The sequence below is a fragment of the uncultured Cohaesibacter sp. genome (assembly GCF_963556055.3).
Classification (GTDB): Bacteria; Pseudomonadota; Alphaproteobacteria; order Rhizobiales; family Cohaesibacteraceae; genus Cohaesibacter.
In genome coordinates this window covers 516,441-532,539 of sequence record NZ_CAUVYE020000013.1, presented here as the reverse complement: position 1 = coordinate 532,539, position 16,099 = coordinate 516,441, and the positions used below count along the sequence as shown (strand labels likewise).

Genomic DNA, 16,099 nt, shown 5'->3' with positions numbered 1-16,099 from the left:
GCTCGATCAGGTCATTTTTTCATGATGATATTGCTGTTGCTGTCGCGGGCACTGTAAAGCTCGGGTTTGATCGTGATCAGGGTTCCCGGCTCGGCCTTGTCTTCGAGCAAGGCAAAGGCCTGGTCCATCAGGACGTTGTGGCGCTGCCTGATCATGTGAACCGGGAAGCGCAGGAGCTTGCCGAAGGGCTCAAAGTCGAAGCAGCCGAAAGAGCAGGTTTTGACTTCTTCTTCCGGGATTGTCAGCAAGAATCGCAAGGCTCCCTCGAAGGATGAAATCGAATTGACGAACAGGGTACTTGGCAGGCCACCCAGACGGTCGTAAAGGGCGCGGATCTGCTCTTCGGCATAGTCTGGGTTATAGCTGTTGGCAAAGATTTGATCGTCGTGGAATTCGCCGAGCTGTTGCTGCACGATATCGCGAAACCCTTCGATGCGCTGGGCTGTTGCAGGCAAGTGGCAGTCACCACCTAGAAAGTAGGGCCTGTCCCGTTCTTTGTCGCCGACTTCCCGTCTTGTCGCCAGCATCTCTTCTGTGAGGATGCGTGCGCCGTTCTTGTGGTCGGTGACAACCGAGGGGGCGAGTGAGCAGGGCTGGTCGATGAAGACGTGGTCGATATGGGCCTTGTGGCAATATTGGCTGATTTCTTCCGGGCAGGCGGCACCTGCCACGAAAAGCGAGTCGACTGCGTAGGATGCGAGCTTTTCAACCGTTGTGATTTCTTCGTCATAGTCGCGGTCGGTTGATACGATGACCGGGCACAGTCCCTTTTGTCTGACCTTTGTGGAAAAGGCCTCGGCGAGGTTTGAGAAAAAGCGGTTGTAGTCAGGCATCAATAGTGCCGTGAGCCCGGAACGTGCCGTGCGCAGGCCCCTGGCTTGCAGATTCGTTGAATAGCCGAATTCTCGCGCAATTTCGATAATTCTCTCGGCTGTTTCTGCTCTTATCCGTCTGTTTTTCCATGTGCCGTTCAAGGCCGCGCTAACGGTTGAGGGGGAGGCCTTGGCGACGCGTGCAATGTCGTAGATTGTTCTTTTAGGCGTGCGTTTCATGTCTGACTTCTTAGCCTTAAATACGATTGCAATCAAAACAATATTGACATCCTAGCTCATTTTTGGCTTCATGTGAAATATCGATTGTGCAGGAAGATAAAGTTTTTCGAGCAAAACAAGCTAAACATTGGCTTGTTATCGATGTTTCGAATTGCACAATCGATTGCGATTATACGATCGCATTAAGGGAAATTACTTATTCCTTGGGAGGAAACTATGAAGAACAAACTGATAGGATGCATCGCTGGCATCGCTATGGCTGTAGGCGTGGTCAGCGCCGCAGGGGCTGCCGATAAACCTACAATGGGGGTTGTCGTAAAGATCGGTGGTATTCCTTGGTTCAATGCCATGGAAATGGGCATCAAGAAACGCGCTGCCGAAATCGGCGTCGACGCTGAAATGATCGGTCCGGTTTCCGCTGACCCTGCACTTCAGGTTCAGGCTATTGAAGATTTGATCGCCAAGGGCGTGGATGTGATTGGCGTTGTGCCAAATGACGAATCCGCTTTGGAACCTGTTCTGAAAAAAGCGCTCGACGCTGGCATCCTGGTCATTTCGCATGAAGGCCCGGGCCTGAAAAATGTTGACTGGAACTTCGAATTGGCTTCTGCCAAAGGCTTTGGTGAGGCTCACGCCAAATTGCTTTCAGAAAAAGTTCCTGGCAAAGGCAAATATGCTGTTTATGTCGGTTCCCTGACTGTTCCATTGCATAATGCATGGGCTGATGCTGCAATCGCTTGGATGAAAGCCAACAGACCTGACCTTGAACTGGTCGGCGAACGTTATGGCGTTGCGGAGAATGTTGACGACAGCCGCTCAACCGCGCTTGATCTCATTGCTGCCAATCCGGACCTCAAAGGCTTCTTGGCATTCGGTAGCCAGGGACCGATTGGTGCTGCCCGTGCGATTGAAGAACGCCGCAAAACCGGCGAAATCTTTGTGCTTGGTCCATTCTCTCCGGGCCAGGGCCGCAAAATGGTTCATAAAGGCATTCTGACCGGTGGCTTTATGTGGAACCCTGCACAGGCTGGTGAAGTCTTCGTGACCATGGGCAAAATGCTCGCCAATGGCGAAGAAATCAAGGCAGGCCTTGATATCCCTGGCCTTGGTGTCATCAATCCTGACTTCGAAGGTCGTGACATCATCACTGACAACCTGCTTGAAGTGAACGACGATACCGTGGACGGACTGGCCGATATGGGCCTGTAATCCAATCCTCCCAGCTGGCGTGCGGACTGGCGAACTCACGTTCGCACGCCAATTATCTCGAAGGTTCCAAAAAATGACGAATGCCAACACGGAGCAATTTGCTCTGCGCCTGAAAGGCGTATCCAAGGCGTTTGGCGGACTTCAAGCGCTTGATAATGTCGATTTCGAAGTTCTGGCAGGTGAAGTCCATTGCCTCGCCGGAGAGAATGGATGCGGCAAGTCCACTCTTATCAAAGTCATAACAGGTGTTTATCAACCCGAAAGGGCTGATCTCATCGAACTTTTTGACGAAGAACTCACTACCATTTCGCCAACCAGGGCGCGTGCCTTGGGTGTGTCTGTCATTTGGCAGGATCTGGCGTTGTTCCCTCACATGAGTGTTCAGGACAATATTACATTCGACGATATGGTCGGTCTCAAGCTTCGCCCGTTGCAGTCTCGCAAGATGGGGGAGAGGGCGGCTGCGGTTCTCAAGCGTCTTGGCGTGGAAATCGATCTGACCAGACCGTTGGAAGATCTGGCAATCGCGCAACGTCAGGTGGTTGCGATCGCTCGGGCTTTGATGAATGACGCCCGCCTCATCTTCATGGATGAACCAACCGCATCGCTAACGAAGTCAGAGACAGACAAATTGCTCGAGATCGTTCGCAAATTGTCCGCTGATGGTGTCGCGGTGGTGTTTGTCAGTCATCGTCTTGCAGAGGTGCTCGATATTGCGTCTCGCGTCACGGTTCTGCGCGATGGCAAACTTGTTGGTGTCTATAAAACCGAAGGGATGACCCAGGCCCATCTCGGTGAATTGATGACCGGCAAGCTGATCGAGCATGAGGTCAATGCACGTGACATGAGCGCGGCCAAACCGGTTTTCGAAATCAGTGGTCTCAGCAGACCTGGCGATTTCGAAGATGTCAGTTTCAAGATCCACGCGGGTGAAGTGGTCGGTCTGACCGGGCTCATCGGCTCGGGTCGAACCGAATTGGCGCATGTTCTCATGGGAATGCGCTCGGCTAGTGCCGGATCCATGAAACTCGATGATACTCCTTACAAACCTTCCTCCATACGCGATGCCATCAGCAAGGGGCTTGCCTATGTGTCGGAGGATCGTCTTACCCTTGGATTGCTTCAAAAGCAGTCTATCGGCGACAATACGGTCATTTCTGTTTTGCAAAAGCTGCTTTTTCGCTTCCCACTGCTTTCATTTGCAAAAAAGGAAGAGCTTGTCTCCAAATGGATTGACGAGTTGGGAGTCAAGATCGGGCATCAGGATGATCCCATTTCAAGCCTGTCAGGTGGCAACCAGCAAAAGGTCGTTCTGGCCAAGTGGCTTGCCACGGAGCCCCGGTTGCTCATTCTGGACAGTCCAACGGTCGGTGTCGATATCGGTGCGCGTGCCGGTATTTTCAAAATCGTGCGTGATTTGGCGGAAAATGGTCTGGCGATCCTTCTGATCTCCGATGAGGTGACAGAAGTGATGTTCCACGCAGATCGTATCCTTCATATGGCAGAGGGACAGATTGTGGCGGAATATAATCCACATGACGTGACCGTGCATCAGCTTGAGGAACGGATCTATGCGTAGCTTTATTCGTGACAACAAAATCGAACTTCGTATTGCCGTCGTGCTGTTGTTGATTTGCATCGGGTTGTCTGTCAGCACTGATACTTTCTTTACGCTGAGCAATCTGACTTCGCTGTTGAACAACAATGCAATCAACCTGATTTGGGCTGTCGGCCTTCTGGTTGTTCTGATCGCTGGCGGGATCGACATTTCCTTCGCTGTGGCATCGTCTGTCGTGCAGTATGTCGGCATGGAGCTGCTGTTCAGTATGGGGGGCGGCAACTGGGTTCTCGGTTTCCTGATTTGCGGCCTGCTCGGGATTGGGCTGGGGCTCATCAACATGATCCTCATCCATACCTTCAATATCGTCACGATTGTTGTGACGATTGCAACATACAACGCCTTTTTCGGGCTTCTGATGTTCTTCACGCGGGGACGCTCGATCTATGATCTGCCCGACTGGGTGACGGACCGTATCTTCATTTTCGAACATCAGGCAGCGGATGGATCCTGGGCCGAGCTCAATCTCTCTGTCGGGGTCATGCTGGTCTGTGTCATTGCCACATGGTTTCTTATCCGTCGCACCAATCTCGGGCGTCAGCTCTATGCCTTTGGTGACAATCCCGAAGGTGCCAGGCGGGCCGGGGTCAATCTTGCAGCCATGCAGGCAATTGCTTTTGGCTGGATGGGTTTGATGGCCGGTATTGCGGGGCTGATGCAAATCAACATCGTTCAGGAAGTCGTGCCCAATGCACTCTTTACCCGAAATATGGATGTGCTTGCGGCGGTTGTTCTGGGCGGAGCCCGGCTCGGCGGTGGCAAGGGGTCGATCCTTGGCTGCATTCTGGGTGTGATGTTTGTTGCGGTCACCCAGAATGGCCTCAACCTGCTCGGTGTTTCACCGTTTGCATTCCAGATGATCATTGGTGCTGCGATCGTTGTTGCGATCTCAACTTCGAACATGAATTTCTCGGATTTGACCGGGCGTCGTCAGGAGCGTGGACAATGAAAAATAGTCGATTTGCCTTTTTGCAGAACCTGGGCTCTGAAACTTCGGGCCTGTCTGTGATCCTGATCGTGGTTGCTGTTGCGTTCAGCTTTTCCTCGCCCAAATTCCTGACAATGGCCAATCTGGAAAGTATGGGGTTCCAGATGCCCCTGCTCGGGCTCTTGACGCTCGCAATGCTGGCTCCAATCGTCTCGGGAGGGTTCAACCTTGCGGTGGTGTTCACGGCAAATATGTCGGGGCTTACCCTCGCCTGGATTCTCATCCAGTTTGGTGGTCCTGATGCCGGGATCGGCGCTTTCATCCTGGGATGCCTTGCAGCCATGCTTGTGGGGCTCTTGGCAGGTGCCGTTATCGGGGTGATCATTGCCTATGTCGGAGCGCATCCTATTCTGGTGTCGCTTGCCATGATGGTCTTCCTGCAAGGGCTGGGCGAGTTTCTGACGCGAGGCGGTGATATCTCGGGATTCCCTGATTACATGCGCGTGATCGGGCATGGGACGTTGTTCTACATTCCGGTGCCGCTTATCCTGTTCGGGATTGTTGCCGTCATCTGGCATATTCTGCTCAAGCGCACCAAACATGGCTTCTCGGTCTATATGACCGGCTCCAATATCTTGGCGGCTGAATATGCCGGGCTTCATACCAAGCGTACACTCGTTTTGATCTACACCCTTTCAGGTCTGCTGTGCTCAGTTGCCGGGATCCTGATGGCTGCTCGCTTCAATTCGGTGCGTGTCGGTCATGGAGAGGCCTTGTTGCTGATTACGGTGCTCGCCTGCTTCCTTGGCGGGATCGATCCATTCGGTGGCAAGGGTCGGGTTGTACCGGTCATCATCTCTCTCTTCATTCTTCAGATCTTGTCCTCAGGGCTCAACCTGATTGGGGCCAATCAGCATCTTGCAACAGCGGTTTGGGGGCTTTTCCTGATTGCGGTCATGGTCATGCGCTCGGATCTTGTGCGGACCTTTGCAAGTTATGTGAGGAAGACCTGAACAGAGAGTTCACTCACCGTGGCCGCTGGATTCATTCAGCGGCCATATTCGTGGTGCCGAAAAGCGCTCAGATGCTCTTCTGCATCCCTTTTCTAAAGCTGGACCGGAATTGAAAAGGGTGATCGTAAGAATGCCTAGGAATATTGATCGTCTTGCCGATCTTGTGACAATTGCCAGTGAGGCGATGAAAGAGAGCGGAAAACGGGTTTTTCTGGCTATCGCCGGTGCGCCGGGATCTGGAAAAAGCACGACGGCAGACGCTCTTTTCAATAAGCTTGATCAAGCCTATCCGGGCCGGATTGCCATTTTGCCAATGGATGGGTTCCACTTCGATGACGCGGTTTTGCGTCAAATGGAGCGGCTGCCCTGGAAAGGGGCACCAGACACATTTGATGTTGGCGGTTTGCGCTCCATTCTGGGCCGTCTGAGAGAGGGTTCAGAGGCCAATATCGCTGTGCCGGTCTTTGATCGCGAGCTGGAGATTTCCCGAGGCAGTGCCCGTCTCATTGCGAGCGATGTCGATCTGGTCATTGTCGAAGGCAATTATCTGCTGCTCGATCAAAGCCCCTGGAAAGACCTTGCTCCGTTTTTTGATCTCACGGTGTTTGTCGAGGTTCCTGAAGAGGAATTGCGTTGCCGCTTGCGTCAAAGATGGACCCGTCTGGGGCTGAGCGAGCGTGAGATCCTGCACAAACTGGAAGGGAACGACCTGCCAAATGGGCAACTGGTCATGCATGGCAGCAGGTCCGCAGATGTCATTTTCAACGCACATAAGCATGAACAAAAGCAATAACGGCCGGGATTGCCGATCATAAGGAGAAGCAGATGAAGTTTGGTATTTACTATTCCTACTGGGAACAAGAATGGAGTGCGGATTGCCTTCCATATGTTGAGCGGGTGGCCAAGCTCGGATTTGATGTGATTGAAATTGCCGCGCATCATTTGAACAATTACAGTGCCTCTCATCTTGATGAGATTGGTCGTTGCGCGCGTGATAACGGCATACTCCTGACCGCAGGTCTAGGGCCTTCGGAAGCCTGCAACCTGTCTTCTGCGGACGCGGATGTGCGCAAGGCAGGGCGGGCCTTTTTCGAGGAAACGCTGCAAAATATCGCCAAGCTTGACATTCACATTATCGGCGGAGCGCTGCATTCCTATTGGCCGGTTGATTTCAACAAGCCTCTCGACAAGACCGAGGATTGGAAACGGGGTGTTGAAGGCATTGCCAGCCTTGCTGATTTTGCCGCTGATCTCGACATCAATCTGTGCATCGAGGTTCTCAACAGGTTTGAAAATCATGTGATCAATACCGCAGAAGAGGGTGTCAAATTCGTCACGGAAACGGGCAAGTCAAACGTCAAGGTGATGCTCGACACTTTCCATATGAATATCGAGGAAGACAGTTTTGGTGCCGCCATCAGAACAGCCGGGCCACTTCTTGGTCATTTCCATACGGGGGAAGCAAACCGGCGCGTGCCCGGCAAGGGGCGTCTGCCTTGGCATGAGATCGGAACCGCGCTGCGTGAAGTCAACTATACGGGTGCCGTTGTCATGGAGCCCTTTGTGAAATCGGGTGGTCAGGTTGGCAAGGATATTCGTGTCTGGCGCGATCTCAGCAATAATGCCGATCAGCAGAAGATGGATGATGATGCTCGGGAGTCTCTGAATTTCTCCCGCTTCGTTCTCCAAGGTTGAGGCTGTCAAGGCGAGAAAGTGGCTCGCCGTCCGAAGTCCTGGTGCTCCTTGTGAGTGCCATTCGGGCGGCAAGCATCCGCCTATTCGCTAGAACCCATCACATACCCGCCATCCCGTTTCCTTCCTTATTCCATTTCAATGGTTGTAACTTTTCGAGAATCTGGGACTATTGCCTGCAACTCGATAATGGACAGGTTGATGGTGCCCTATGACTTCTGAAGATGCTGGCGAGAATGGAGCAAGGCTGAATTTTGTTGCCATGGGGCCTGAGGAGGCTGAGGAGACGGTCCTTTTTCTCCATGGCTTTGCCGGTGACTTGATTGGGTGGACCAATCTTCAGGTCGGATTGGCCGGCTCAATGCGCAGCATCGCTTTCGATCTGCCGGGGCATGGCGGCTCGCTTCAGTATCCCGAAACATGCAATGCCGTTGTCGCGGCCAAGGCTGTCATTAAGGAGATTGAGGCTCTTGGAATGGACAAGGTTCATCTTGTCGGCCATTCCATGGGCGGTGCGGCGGCTGCCATTCTTGCGCTGAAGCGTCCAGACCTGGTGAAATCCTTGTGTCTTCTGTCTCCGGGCGGATTCGGAGTTGAAATCAATCAGGCTTTGCTAAGACGTTATGCAGTCGCTGAAGACGTCAATGCCATCTCCATATTGCTGGAGCAGTTTTTTGGCCCGGCCTTCAGGATGCCACGTGCTCTTGCTGACCATGTGGCATCCTATCGGCGCCAGCCTGATGCGTTGGCAGCTTTGGGCAAGACCGTTGATGCCATTCTTGACGGGACAGGTCAGAAGCGGTTGCCCCTTGAGGAAATTGCCGCGTTGCCCTTTCCTCTCAAGATATTGTGGGGCCGTAAGGACCGGGTGATCCCGGTGTCGCAGGTTTATGAGCTGCCGGAGATGTTCGGGGTTCATTTATTCGGGGATGCCGGTCACATGGTGCATCTGGAAAGACCGCGCGCGACACTGGCGCTCATTCGGCAGAATGTCAGGGCGGGGCGATAGAAAGGAAATCTGATCTGTCGCTGTTCTGCACCCTTTCATGAGGGTGTGCTGTTATGTCTGCTCTCATTTATGCGGGTAAAGGTGGGCTCGCCGAATTTACCATGTTCTGCCATGCCTCCCTGTTAACATTTGCTTAATTATATCTCTGAGCCTATATTGAAGCGTGTCTTCTTTTTGGTGACAGGGCGTATGCTTCGTGCACAAGTGGTACGAGATGGGACGATTGCTTGAACGATGTCCTGGCCAAGCAGTGTGAAGCCTGAGGCTTGTCGATGACTTGCTCTTCAGGGCTGGGTAAATGGACGGTGTTTCGGAATGGATGAGCAAATTAAATCAGAGCAGGCTCGGAGTCTTGGTCGCGCCATTCGCGAAGTTCGCATCGCTGATGTAGAGCAGAACAGCGTCGTCGTCGAGCTTGGGGATACCGAACGGGCCAGACTGGAAATCCTTAATGAGGCGCTTGAAGATGTCGTCAAGGAAATGCCTGACGATATGGAAATGCTCACCTTGCAAATCATTCCGGGCCGTAAACCGCGCTTCTGGGTCGATATTACAAGTTTCGTGGAAATGGCTCGCGACAAGCGAACCTATCGTTTTCTGAAGGATACCAAGCTTGGTCGGGTTGTGTTGGCGGAAAGTCAGGATGTCGATGATGTCGCCGATTCCGTTACGCATTATCTTGCGGAGCGTATCATCGAGCGTGAGAAGGCGATGGAGTCGGACTATCTGCTCAGTAAAATGTCTGAAACGGCAATCAATCCGAAAGCTGCGGAAGATGCACGCAAGGCCAAACGGCAAAGAGAAGGCGTGGGGGCGGTCTGGTGGTTCTTCTTCGGTATTCTGGCTGGCGCGATCGGCCTTGTGCTTTATGCCTGGTTTTTGCCGACCCATTTCTAAGGCATCGCTCTCTCAAGTTATCCCATCGGCTTGTGTTGCCAGCGTCAGGGGATTATGAGGTCCTGCTGCGCGATTTGCTCGATCTTATGGCTCTCCGGCGCATAGCCGCGCTCGGTCAGGCTACATCGCCAGTTTCCTTGCTGTCTGTCTATCTCAAACAAATTGTACCGTGCCGGTGGCTTGTGGCTTCCAAAGCCCTGAGAGGCGCTTGGCACGCAAATGACGGGAATTGATCCCTGAGGGCCTGGCAAGCTTTGCTTGGTGTCCAGATGCGTATGTCCGTGCAAGACCAGCTCGGCACCGTGTGATTGCAGGATATGGCGGAAAAGGGACGCACCAATGAGGCGTTTATGCCAGTGCGTGGCGTTCTTGTTGGGCGGATGATGGATCATCACAACCCGAAACAGGCCTTGCGCTCTGGTTTCATCGAGAATGGCTGCCAGTTTTTTTGCCTGCGCCTTGCGGAAATAGCCCGTGGCCATCAGTGGCATGGTCGCCTTTGCGGAGTTCACGCCAATCAGCGCGACAGTATCGCGGATGCGCAGAAACGGAAAGGACGATGGAGCATGCTGGAGGTCAGGATCAGTTTCGTCGCCCTGCAAATAGGGTTTCCAAGCCTCTTCGGCCTTGAACCGTGAGTTTGGTACATAGGCATCGTGATTGCCGAGTATGATCGAAATGTCCCGCGCAGCGCCAAGCTCGTTGAGCCATCGTCTTGCATTTGCAATCTCTGCCGGTAGCGCCAGATTGACAAGGTCGCCGGTGATGGCCAGATGATCCGGATCTTGTGTCCATAGATCCTCGACCAGCCTGTCCAACACATTACTCGTCAGGGCTCCCTTGCGATTGCGACGCCAGTTGACATAGCCAAAGACGCGTTTGCTGGCCAACTGCCATGCCGTTGGGTCGGGTAGAGGACCAAGGTGAGGATCGGAAATGTGGGCCAGTTTAAACATGATATAGCGCATAGTTGCTTTTGTTGCGCAGGTCCAGCCCGTATTCTCTTTTTCGTGGAATTGGGAGGCGTGTTTTGTCCCTCGATCTGGAGCAAAGAGGGCAGGCAAACAAAAAAACGGCCGGGGCATCCATGTGCTCCAGCCGTTTTGATACCGCATTTGCAGCTGACATCAATCCGGGATCGATGAAAGGCAAGGGCTGTAAATTAGCTCATTGGATTGATCAGGGTATTGACAACCCGACGATCAGACATGTTCACTGCGGGACGCCAGTGAAAACGAGCTGCTTTTTTTCCTCTTTTCAGAAATTTCATCATGGCCGTGCTCCAATCTGATGAATTTTTGATCATTCTATGCTGAAATAATCAGCACTTTGTTAAAATTTGCGCCCATATTCCTAATTATCCAATAGGAAGATAGTCGTAATGTTGCATGGCAGTTAAGAGAAAAATGCAATGGTCAAAAAATCTCTTTTTCTCAGTGTTTTACGAAAGACGGGTCTCGAAGTTTCTCTGCCAAAGTGGTTGATAAGTCTGGCTTTGAGATTTCAGTCGGGGACACGGGGAATCTTGCTGGGCACGAGGGTGATTATTTTGCGTGCAGACGGTGCGGTTTTTTTAGTCAAACATAGTTACATGAAGGGATGGTATTTTCCCGGTGGTGGTGTTGAGCGTGGAGAGGCGCCTCAACAGGCAGCTCGGCGTGAAATGAGGGAAGAAGCCAAGATGGTTGCTACTGGAGAACCCGCACTTCTCGGGCTCTATTTCAATCACACGCTTTCGGTTCCAGACTATATCGCTTGCTACATCGTGCGCGACTGGCGCTGGGACAGTGAAGACGGGATGCAGCCACCTGCTGCCTCAGAGGATGGGGAAATTATCGATGCCGGTTTCTTCTCGTTTGATCGTCTGCCCCAGGATGTCACTCCGGCGACCCGTGCAAGGCTGGAAGAGCTGTTTGAGAACAAGCCGGCATCGGATTTCTGGGCTCCGATATGAAATGGCTGTTTATGAAATTTAATGCCGAATATCGGTTGAATTCGGTATAAATTTCTGTGTCAAACTTGTTTGTAACATAATCTAATGCATCGACAGGCTATTCTGAGTGTGATAGCTCAGGGCAACTTTGATGCAAGAGGCTCTCGACTATGCTGCGACGAGGACTTTAACCGAGGTGCTGCCAATAGCATGCTCTCATGATTTGGGTATAATGATGCCCGGGAGAGGCTGATGGCTGAAATACGAACCCCAACAGCATGTCTTTTTGGATCGCCACGCTGAACTGAATGAAGTGGCGAGAAATGGAATTTCCAGAATGTGCCGGTTAGACTTCACTCTTGAACGCGAACTTCCCCTTCATGTCAGCGCAATCGAACAGTTGCATCGGGATGCCTTCGGGCCGGGTCGTTTTGCAAGAACGGCATTTCGCGTGCGGGAAAAGGTCGATCCTGTTCCGTCCCTGAGCTATGTCGCTACCAGTCACGGATATCTTGCCGGGTCTGTGCGCCTTTCGCCGATCAAGATTGGTTCCTGTCAGGCCCTTCTTCTCGGCCCGCTTGCTGTCCACCCTGATTTCAAGAACAAGGGGGCTGGCAAATTGTTGATGGAGCGGGCTGTCAAAGAGGCCAAGACGCTTGATTATTGCGCCATTCTGCTGGTGGGTGATTTTGACTATTACGCAAAATTCGGCTTTCAGGTCGTGCCCATGGGGCAGATTACGATGCCCGGACCCGTCGATCCTCAGCGTCTGTTGATCCTGCCGCTTGATGAAGACAAGGCCTCTGCCTGCAAGGGGCACGTAACGGCCTAGGGCTTTTGCCTGTTTCGGGTGACCTGCATTTTGCAATCAAATGAATTGTCTTGCACCACAGCGTCTGCCTTCTATATTTGAGCTGGGACGTGGGAACAGGATTATCTGTCTCTCATGTGTCCCGTTTGATGAAAGGGGAGCCTTGAAGACGGGATGAGCAGTGAAAAAAGTGGATCTGACATGCCCGAAAAGGCAAATGAAACAGACGTTGGCGGAGCCATGCCCGGTCTTCCCGCGAGCTTGCAAGCCCTGATGACAGACAGCAACGAAAAGGCGCTCCCTCCCGTTGAGACCTGGCAACCCGATTATTGTGGTGATCTTGATATCCGGATAGCGAGGGACGGTCGCTGGTTCTATCTTGGCTCGCCGATCAGTCGGGAAAGGCTGGTTCGGCTGTTCGCGTCCGTCCTGCGCAAGGATGCCGATGGTCGCACGTATCTTGTCACCCCGGTCGAGAAAATTGGCATCGAGGTCGAGGATGCACCTTTTCTGGCGTCGGAAATGGTGGTTGACGGTGACACAAGGCGCGATGGGGTGTTTGTTTTCAAGACCAATGTGGGGGATGTTGTCCGACTTCAGTCCGAGCAAGGCTTGCGATTTGAAATCGACAAGGAGACAGATGGCTTCAAGGCCTATCTGCTGGTCCGCGGGCAGTTGGAAGCGTTGTTATCCCGCGCCCTGATGTATGATCTGGTTGCTCTGGCCAGTGAGGGGGAGGGGGACCATAGAGGGCAATTTGGTCTTTATAGTGCGGGTCATTTCTATCCCATCTGTGCCCTCGAAGACATTTCATCATCCGAGGCAAGTCAATGAAACATATTTCCGCTTCCCAATTCCGAGCCCATGTTGCGGATGTTCTTGCTCGCGATGAGGCACAAGGCGGTGTGCTCTCCGATCAGGCTCCAATAAGAGATCCTGCATGGCATGATGGCGAAGTCTCGGATTTGAAAGACGCAGCTGTGCTTATTCCCATTGTTGATCGGGGTGGGGAGGCTTTCGTCATCCTGACCCTGCGGACCGGTCATCTTCCCTCGCATGCGGGGCAAATCGCCTTTCCCGGTGGCAAACTCGATGAGGGGGATGAAAATGCCATCGCTGCGGCTTTGCGTGAAGCGCAGGAGGAAATTGGTCTCAAACCTGAATTTGTCGATGTTTTCGGTCAGCTGCGGCCTTATGTGTCTGCCACCGGTTATCGGATTTTTCCGGTTCTTGGAGCCGTTCGGGACGGTTTTGAGCTTGTGGCAAATCCTTGCGAAGTGGAAAATATTTTTGAAGTGCCTTTGCGTTTTCTGATGGATCCGGGGAATCATCAGCGTAAAGTTGGAGAATGGCGCGGGAAACGCCGCGAATATTTTGCAATGCCTTATGAAGACCATTATATCTGGGGTGTTACTGCTGGCATTTTGCACAACCTGTACGAAACGGTCTGTTCTTCATGATTAGAGTTTTCATCACTCAAGGTATCCTCTTTCTGCTGCCATTTCTTGTTTATGCAGGCTATTTGTTTCTGACCAACAAAATGCACCGCAAAGCCTGGATTGATGCTCCGCGGTACTGGCTCGTTCTTGCCGGACTTGGGCTTTCGCTCGCCGGTTTCATCGTCATGTCGCTGGTCAATAATCACTCACTTGATGGTACTTACATTCCTGCTCACGAGGAGAATGGAAAAGTCATTCCCGGCCAGATCAAGGACGCAAAATAGCCATGGATGACCGGTTCTTTCTTACCGACGGGGATCGTGCGTTCAATTGGCGCCGGATGCCTGAACTGCAAGCAGTGTTTGCCCTTCTGAACCGTGATGGAGAAGAGGTCCGTGTGGTCGGTGGTGCTGTGCGCAATTCTCTTTTGGGTGCGCCTGTCTCCGATATCGATTGTGCCACAACGGCGCATCCGGGCACTGTCGTGAAATGGGCCGCAGAGGCGGGGGTTCAAGCCATTCCAACCGGGATAGAGCATGGAACGGTGACATTGGTCATCGAGGGGGCAGTCGTTTGAGGTGGACGAGCCTCAGGGCCGATGTCGAGACGGATGGACGCCACGCCGAGGTTGCTTTTGGCAAGAACTGGCAAGAGGATGCCTTGCGTCGGGATTTTACCATGAATGCGCTTTATCTCGATGAGGGCGGGCGCCTTTATGATCCCACTGGCAAGGGCATTGCGGACGCCAAGGAGCGCCGCGTTCGTTTTATCGGACAGGCGTCACAACGCATTGCCGAGGACTATTTGCGCATTTTGAGATTCTTCCGTTTCTTTGCTCAGTATGGAAGGGCCTTTGATCAGCAAGATTACTTTGCGTGTGTTGCAGCCCAAAAGCAGCTTTCAACCCTGTCCGCCGAGCGGGTTGGCGCCGAGATGGTCAAGCTCGTGACGGGGCGTTTCGCTTATGGGGCGCTTGAGGCGATGCACAAGGGTGGCATGCTCACATCTATTCTGGGGTCTGTTCCCCATATTTCCCGTTTTGCCCGTCTGCAACGATTGGCGAAAAGGCTCTATATGTCGCCTGATATCAATCTTCTTTTTGCTGCACTGGCGGTTGATGTGCGTGAGGATGCCGCCAGATTGGCGCGCGTTCTGCGGCTGCCCAATCGGTCGCGGGATCACATGATGCGTATGGCACAAAATGTCAGGACCATCCGTGATGTATCCGAAGACTTGTTGCAGAAGCTGGCCTATGAGCACAGCAAGGAGACGGCTTGTGATCTCGTCCTGTTGGCAGTTGTGCGGCGACAGCTTGCGCCTGATCTCACTGATCTTTCCATGCAAATGCGCAATCTCGAATTATGGCAAATGCCGGTTTTTCCCTTGAATGGCCGGGATTTGCTGGACCGGGGCATGAAGCCCGGTCCAAATGTCGGCTGTCGGCTGGCTCAACTGGAAAGGGCATGGGTCAACAGCGGCTTTGAATTGAGCAAGAGGGAGCTGCTTTCAAAGGCCTATTTGCGACGGTAAGGGCTGCTTGCGCATTCTTGCTGCCCTCATCTGTCGGTCTGCAACGCCTATCAGGGCCATTTCACTTCCGGTGGCATTGAGGAGAGGATGGACGCCACATTGCCACCGGTTTTCAGACCGAAAATCGTGCCACGGTCATATAGAAGGTTGAATTCAACATATCGACCTCGACGGATGAGCTGTTCTTCCCGCTCGGCATCCGTCCAAGATGTTTCCATGTTGCGGCGGACGAGCCCTGGATAGACATCGAGAAACGCCAGCCCCACGTCTTTGGTGAAGGCAAAGTCTGCATCCCAGTCGCCACTGTTGTGCCGGTCATAGAATATTCCGCCGATACCGCGCGGTTCATCGCGGTGGGGCAGATAGAAATAGCGGTCGCACCAGTCCTTGTAGGCCTTATAATCGGCGACTTCATGGGCATCACAAGCCTTTTTCATGGCGGCGTGAAAGTCGAGGCTGTCCGGGTCTGTCTGGTTGCGCCTGTTGTCGAGCACCGGTGTCAGGTCGGCACCGCCGCCGAACCACTGTCTGGTTGTCACGATCATGCGGGTATTCATATGCACCGCTGGCACATGGGGGTTGTGCAAGTGGGCAATCAGCGAGATGCCTGAAGCCCAGAAACGTGGATCCACATCGGCACCGGGTATCTGGTCGCGGAACTGGGGGGCAAATTCTCCATGAACTGTAGACACATGCACGCCAACCTTTTCAAAGACGCGGCCCTTCATGATAGACATTTCGCCTCCTCCACCAGCTGCGCCCGTGTGATCGGTGCGTTGCCATGGAGTTCGGGTGAAAGCTCCTTGTTCCATATGGGCGTTGGGGCCTTTGATGTCTCTCTCGATTTCTTCAAATGCCGCGCAGATCTGATCGCGCAGAGATCGAAACCAGGATTCTGCCGTGCATTTCTTGCTCTCGATATCGGTGGGCAAGCCTTCGGGAAGTGTGCTGTTTGTGGTTTCGTTCAT

At 52.9% G+C, this 16,099-nt stretch carries 19 protein-coding genes; 16 read left to right on the top strand and 3 right to left on the bottom strand.

The features are described 5' to 3' along the window. Positions 1 to 11: 11 nt before the first annotated feature. On the bottom strand, positions 12 to 1,052 hold the full coding sequence (locus tag ACHZB8_RS11135) for a LacI family DNA-binding transcriptional regulator (RefSeq protein WP_316860345.1): 1,041 nt from the start codon (positions 1,050 to 1,052) through the stop codon (positions 12 to 14). Between the two features lie 255 nt (positions 1,053 to 1,307). On the opposite strand from ACHZB8_RS11135, the gene ACHZB8_RS11130 reads away from it, so the two are divergent. The 8 genes from ACHZB8_RS11130 to ACHZB8_RS11095 all read left to right on the top strand — a co-directional run bounded on the left by ACHZB8_RS11130 (position 1,308) and on the right by ACHZB8_RS11095 (position 9,418). Beyond that, a complete protein-coding gene (locus ACHZB8_RS11130) occupies positions 1,308 to 2,261 on the top strand; it encodes a substrate-binding domain-containing protein (protein WP_316860763.1) in 954 nt (317 codons plus the stop codon). A gap of 73 nt (positions 2,262 to 2,334) precedes the next feature. Further along, positions 2,335 to 3,840: a sugar ABC transporter ATP-binding protein gene (locus ACHZB8_RS11125; protein ID WP_316860343.1), complete on the top strand. Its 1,506-nt coding sequence runs from the start codon at positions 2,335 to 2,337 to the stop codon at positions 3,838 to 3,840. Beyond that, the gene (locus ACHZB8_RS11120) at positions 3,833 to 4,828 is read left to right on the top strand and encodes an ABC transporter permease (protein WP_316860341.1); all 996 of its coding nucleotides are present in this window, start codon (positions 3,833 to 3,835) and stop codon (positions 4,826 to 4,828) included. Before ACHZB8_RS11125 ends, ACHZB8_RS11120 begins: the two co-directional genes overlap by 8 nt. Beyond that, positions 4,825 to 5,820 (top strand): ABC transporter permease, encoded by a 996-nt coding sequence (locus tag ACHZB8_RS11115; RefSeq protein WP_316860340.1) that lies wholly within the window; start codon positions 4,825 to 4,827, stop codon positions 5,818 to 5,820. Before ACHZB8_RS11120 ends, ACHZB8_RS11115 begins: the two co-directional genes overlap by 4 nt. Positions 5,821 to 5,950: 130 nt before the next feature. Beyond that, entirely contained in the window at positions 5,951 to 6,613 is a 663-nt protein-coding gene (locus ACHZB8_RS11110; protein WP_316860339.1) for a nucleoside/nucleotide kinase family protein, read from the top strand. 32 nt (positions 6,614 to 6,645) lie between these two features. Beyond that, positions 6,646 to 7,515 (top strand): sugar phosphate isomerase/epimerase family protein, encoded by an 870-nt coding sequence (locus tag ACHZB8_RS11105; protein ID WP_316860338.1) that lies wholly within the window; start codon positions 6,646 to 6,648, stop codon positions 7,513 to 7,515. Between the two features lie 208 nt (positions 7,516 to 7,723). Further along, on the top strand, positions 7,724 to 8,521 hold the full coding sequence (locus ACHZB8_RS11100) for an alpha/beta fold hydrolase (protein WP_316860337.1): 798 nt from the start codon (positions 7,724 to 7,726) through the stop codon (positions 8,519 to 8,521). A gap of 315 nt (positions 8,522 to 8,836) precedes the next feature. Further along, a complete protein-coding gene (locus tag ACHZB8_RS11095) occupies positions 8,837 to 9,418 on the top strand; it encodes a hypothetical protein (RefSeq protein WP_316860335.1) in 582 nt (193 codons plus the stop codon). 44 nt (positions 9,419 to 9,462) lie between these two features. Here ACHZB8_RS11095 and ACHZB8_RS11090 read toward each other — a convergent pair whose 3' ends face one another. Next, positions 9,463 to 10,374, bottom strand: coding sequence for a metallophosphoesterase (locus ACHZB8_RS11090; protein ID WP_316860334.1), 912 nt, complete (start codon positions 10,372 to 10,374; stop codon positions 9,463 to 9,465). A gap of 74 nt (positions 10,375 to 10,448) precedes the next feature. Between ACHZB8_RS11090 and ACHZB8_RS11085 the strand changes: the two genes are divergently transcribed. The 8 genes from ACHZB8_RS11085 to ACHZB8_RS11050 all read left to right on the top strand — a co-directional run bounded on the left by ACHZB8_RS11085 (position 10,449) and on the right by ACHZB8_RS11050 (position 15,131). After that, on the top strand, positions 10,449 to 10,709 hold the full coding sequence (locus tag ACHZB8_RS11085; protein WP_316860333.1) for a hypothetical protein: 261 nt from the start codon (positions 10,449 to 10,451) through the stop codon (positions 10,707 to 10,709). A 249-nt stretch (positions 10,710 to 10,958) separates the two neighbouring features. Beyond that, positions 10,959 to 11,372 (top strand): NUDIX domain-containing protein, encoded by a 414-nt coding sequence (locus tag ACHZB8_RS11080; protein WP_316860332.1) that lies wholly within the window; start codon positions 10,959 to 10,961, stop codon positions 11,370 to 11,372. A 316-nt stretch (positions 11,373 to 11,688) separates the two neighbouring features. Then, positions 11,689 to 12,183: an N-acetyltransferase gene (locus ACHZB8_RS11075; RefSeq protein WP_316860330.1), complete on the top strand. Its 495-nt coding sequence runs from the start codon at positions 11,689 to 11,691 to the stop codon at positions 12,181 to 12,183. Between the two features lie 153 nt (positions 12,184 to 12,336). After that, positions 12,337 to 12,996: a DUF1285 domain-containing protein gene (locus ACHZB8_RS11070; RefSeq protein WP_394706181.1), complete on the top strand. Its 660-nt coding sequence runs from the start codon at positions 12,337 to 12,339 to the stop codon at positions 12,994 to 12,996. Beyond that, the gene (locus ACHZB8_RS11065; RefSeq protein ID WP_316860328.1) at positions 12,993 to 13,622 is read left to right on the top strand and encodes a CoA pyrophosphatase; all 630 of its coding nucleotides are present in this window, start codon (positions 12,993 to 12,995) and stop codon (positions 13,620 to 13,622) included. The genes ACHZB8_RS11070 and ACHZB8_RS11065 overlap by 4 nt, the downstream gene beginning before the upstream one ends. Beyond that, positions 13,619 to 13,885, top strand: a complete 267-nt coding sequence (locus ACHZB8_RS11060; protein ID WP_316860326.1) for a DUF6111 family protein — start codon at positions 13,619 to 13,621, stop codon at positions 13,883 to 13,885. The genes ACHZB8_RS11065 and ACHZB8_RS11060 overlap by 4 nt, the downstream gene beginning before the upstream one ends. Positions 13,886 to 13,887: 2 nt before the next feature. Beyond that, positions 13,888 to 14,178 (top strand): hypothetical protein, encoded by a 291-nt coding sequence (locus tag ACHZB8_RS11055; protein WP_316860325.1) that lies wholly within the window; start codon positions 13,888 to 13,890, stop codon positions 14,176 to 14,178. Then, positions 14,175 to 15,131 carry a CCA tRNA nucleotidyltransferase gene (locus tag ACHZB8_RS11050; protein WP_316860323.1) on the top strand — a complete coding sequence of 319 codons (957 nt, stop codon included), beginning with the start codon at positions 14,175 to 14,177 and terminating at the stop codon, positions 15,129 to 15,131. The genes ACHZB8_RS11055 and ACHZB8_RS11050 overlap by 4 nt, the downstream gene beginning before the upstream one ends. Positions 15,132 to 15,181: 50 nt before the next feature. Here the strand turns inward: ACHZB8_RS11050 and hemF are convergent, their stop codons facing one another. After that, entirely contained in the window at positions 15,182 to 16,099 is a 918-nt protein-coding gene (gene hemF / locus ACHZB8_RS11045) for an oxygen-dependent coproporphyrinogen oxidase (protein WP_316860321.1), read from the bottom strand.

Coding starts and splice junctions, on each gene's coding strand:
- ACHZB8_RS11105 (WP_316860338.1), top strand. CDS start 6,646: ATGAAGTTTGGTATTTACTATTCCTACTGGGAACAAGAATGGAGTGCG.
- ACHZB8_RS11130 (WP_316860763.1), top strand. CDS start 1,308: ATGGCTGTAGGCGTGGTCAGCGCCGCAGGGGCTGCCGATAAACCTACA.
- ACHZB8_RS11100 (WP_316860337.1), top strand. CDS start 7,724: ATGACTTCTGAAGATGCTGGCGAGAATGGAGCAAGGCTGAATTTTGTT.
- ACHZB8_RS11115 (WP_316860340.1), top strand. CDS start 4,825: ATGAAAAATAGTCGATTTGCCTTTTTGCAGAACCTGGGCTCTGAAACT.
- hemF (WP_316860321.1), bottom strand. CDS start 16,099: ATGAACGAAACCACAAACAGCACACTTCCCGAAGGCTTGCCCACCGAT.
- ACHZB8_RS11065 (WP_316860328.1), top strand. CDS start 12,993: ATGAAACATATTTCCGCTTCCCAATTCCGAGCCCATGTTGCGGATGTT.
- ACHZB8_RS11125 (WP_316860343.1), top strand. CDS start 2,335: ATGACGAATGCCAACACGGAGCAATTTGCTCTGCGCCTGAAAGGCGTA.
- ACHZB8_RS11055 (WP_316860325.1), top strand. CDS start 13,888: ATGGATGACCGGTTCTTTCTTACCGACGGGGATCGTGCGTTCAATTGG.
- ACHZB8_RS11120 (WP_316860341.1), top strand. CDS start 3,833: ATGCGTAGCTTTATTCGTGACAACAAAATCGAACTTCGTATTGCCGTC.
- ACHZB8_RS11090 (WP_316860334.1), bottom strand. CDS start 10,374: ATGTTTAAACTGGCCCACATTTCCGATCCTCACCTTGGTCCTCTACCC.
- ACHZB8_RS11070 (WP_394706181.1), top strand. CDS start 12,337: ATGAGCAGTGAAAAAAGTGGATCTGACATGCCCGAAAAGGCAAATGAA.
- ACHZB8_RS11075 (WP_316860330.1), top strand. CDS start 11,689: ATGTGCCGGTTAGACTTCACTCTTGAACGCGAACTTCCCCTTCATGTC.
- ACHZB8_RS11060 (WP_316860326.1), top strand. CDS start 13,619: ATGATTAGAGTTTTCATCACTCAAGGTATCCTCTTTCTGCTGCCATTT.
- ACHZB8_RS11110 (WP_316860339.1), top strand. CDS start 5,951: ATGCCTAGGAATATTGATCGTCTTGCCGATCTTGTGACAATTGCCAGT.
- ACHZB8_RS11135 (WP_316860345.1), bottom strand. CDS start 1,052: ATGAAACGCACGCCTAAAAGAACAATCTACGACATTGCACGCGTCGCC.
- ACHZB8_RS11095 (WP_316860335.1), top strand. CDS start 8,837: ATGGATGAGCAAATTAAATCAGAGCAGGCTCGGAGTCTTGGTCGCGCC.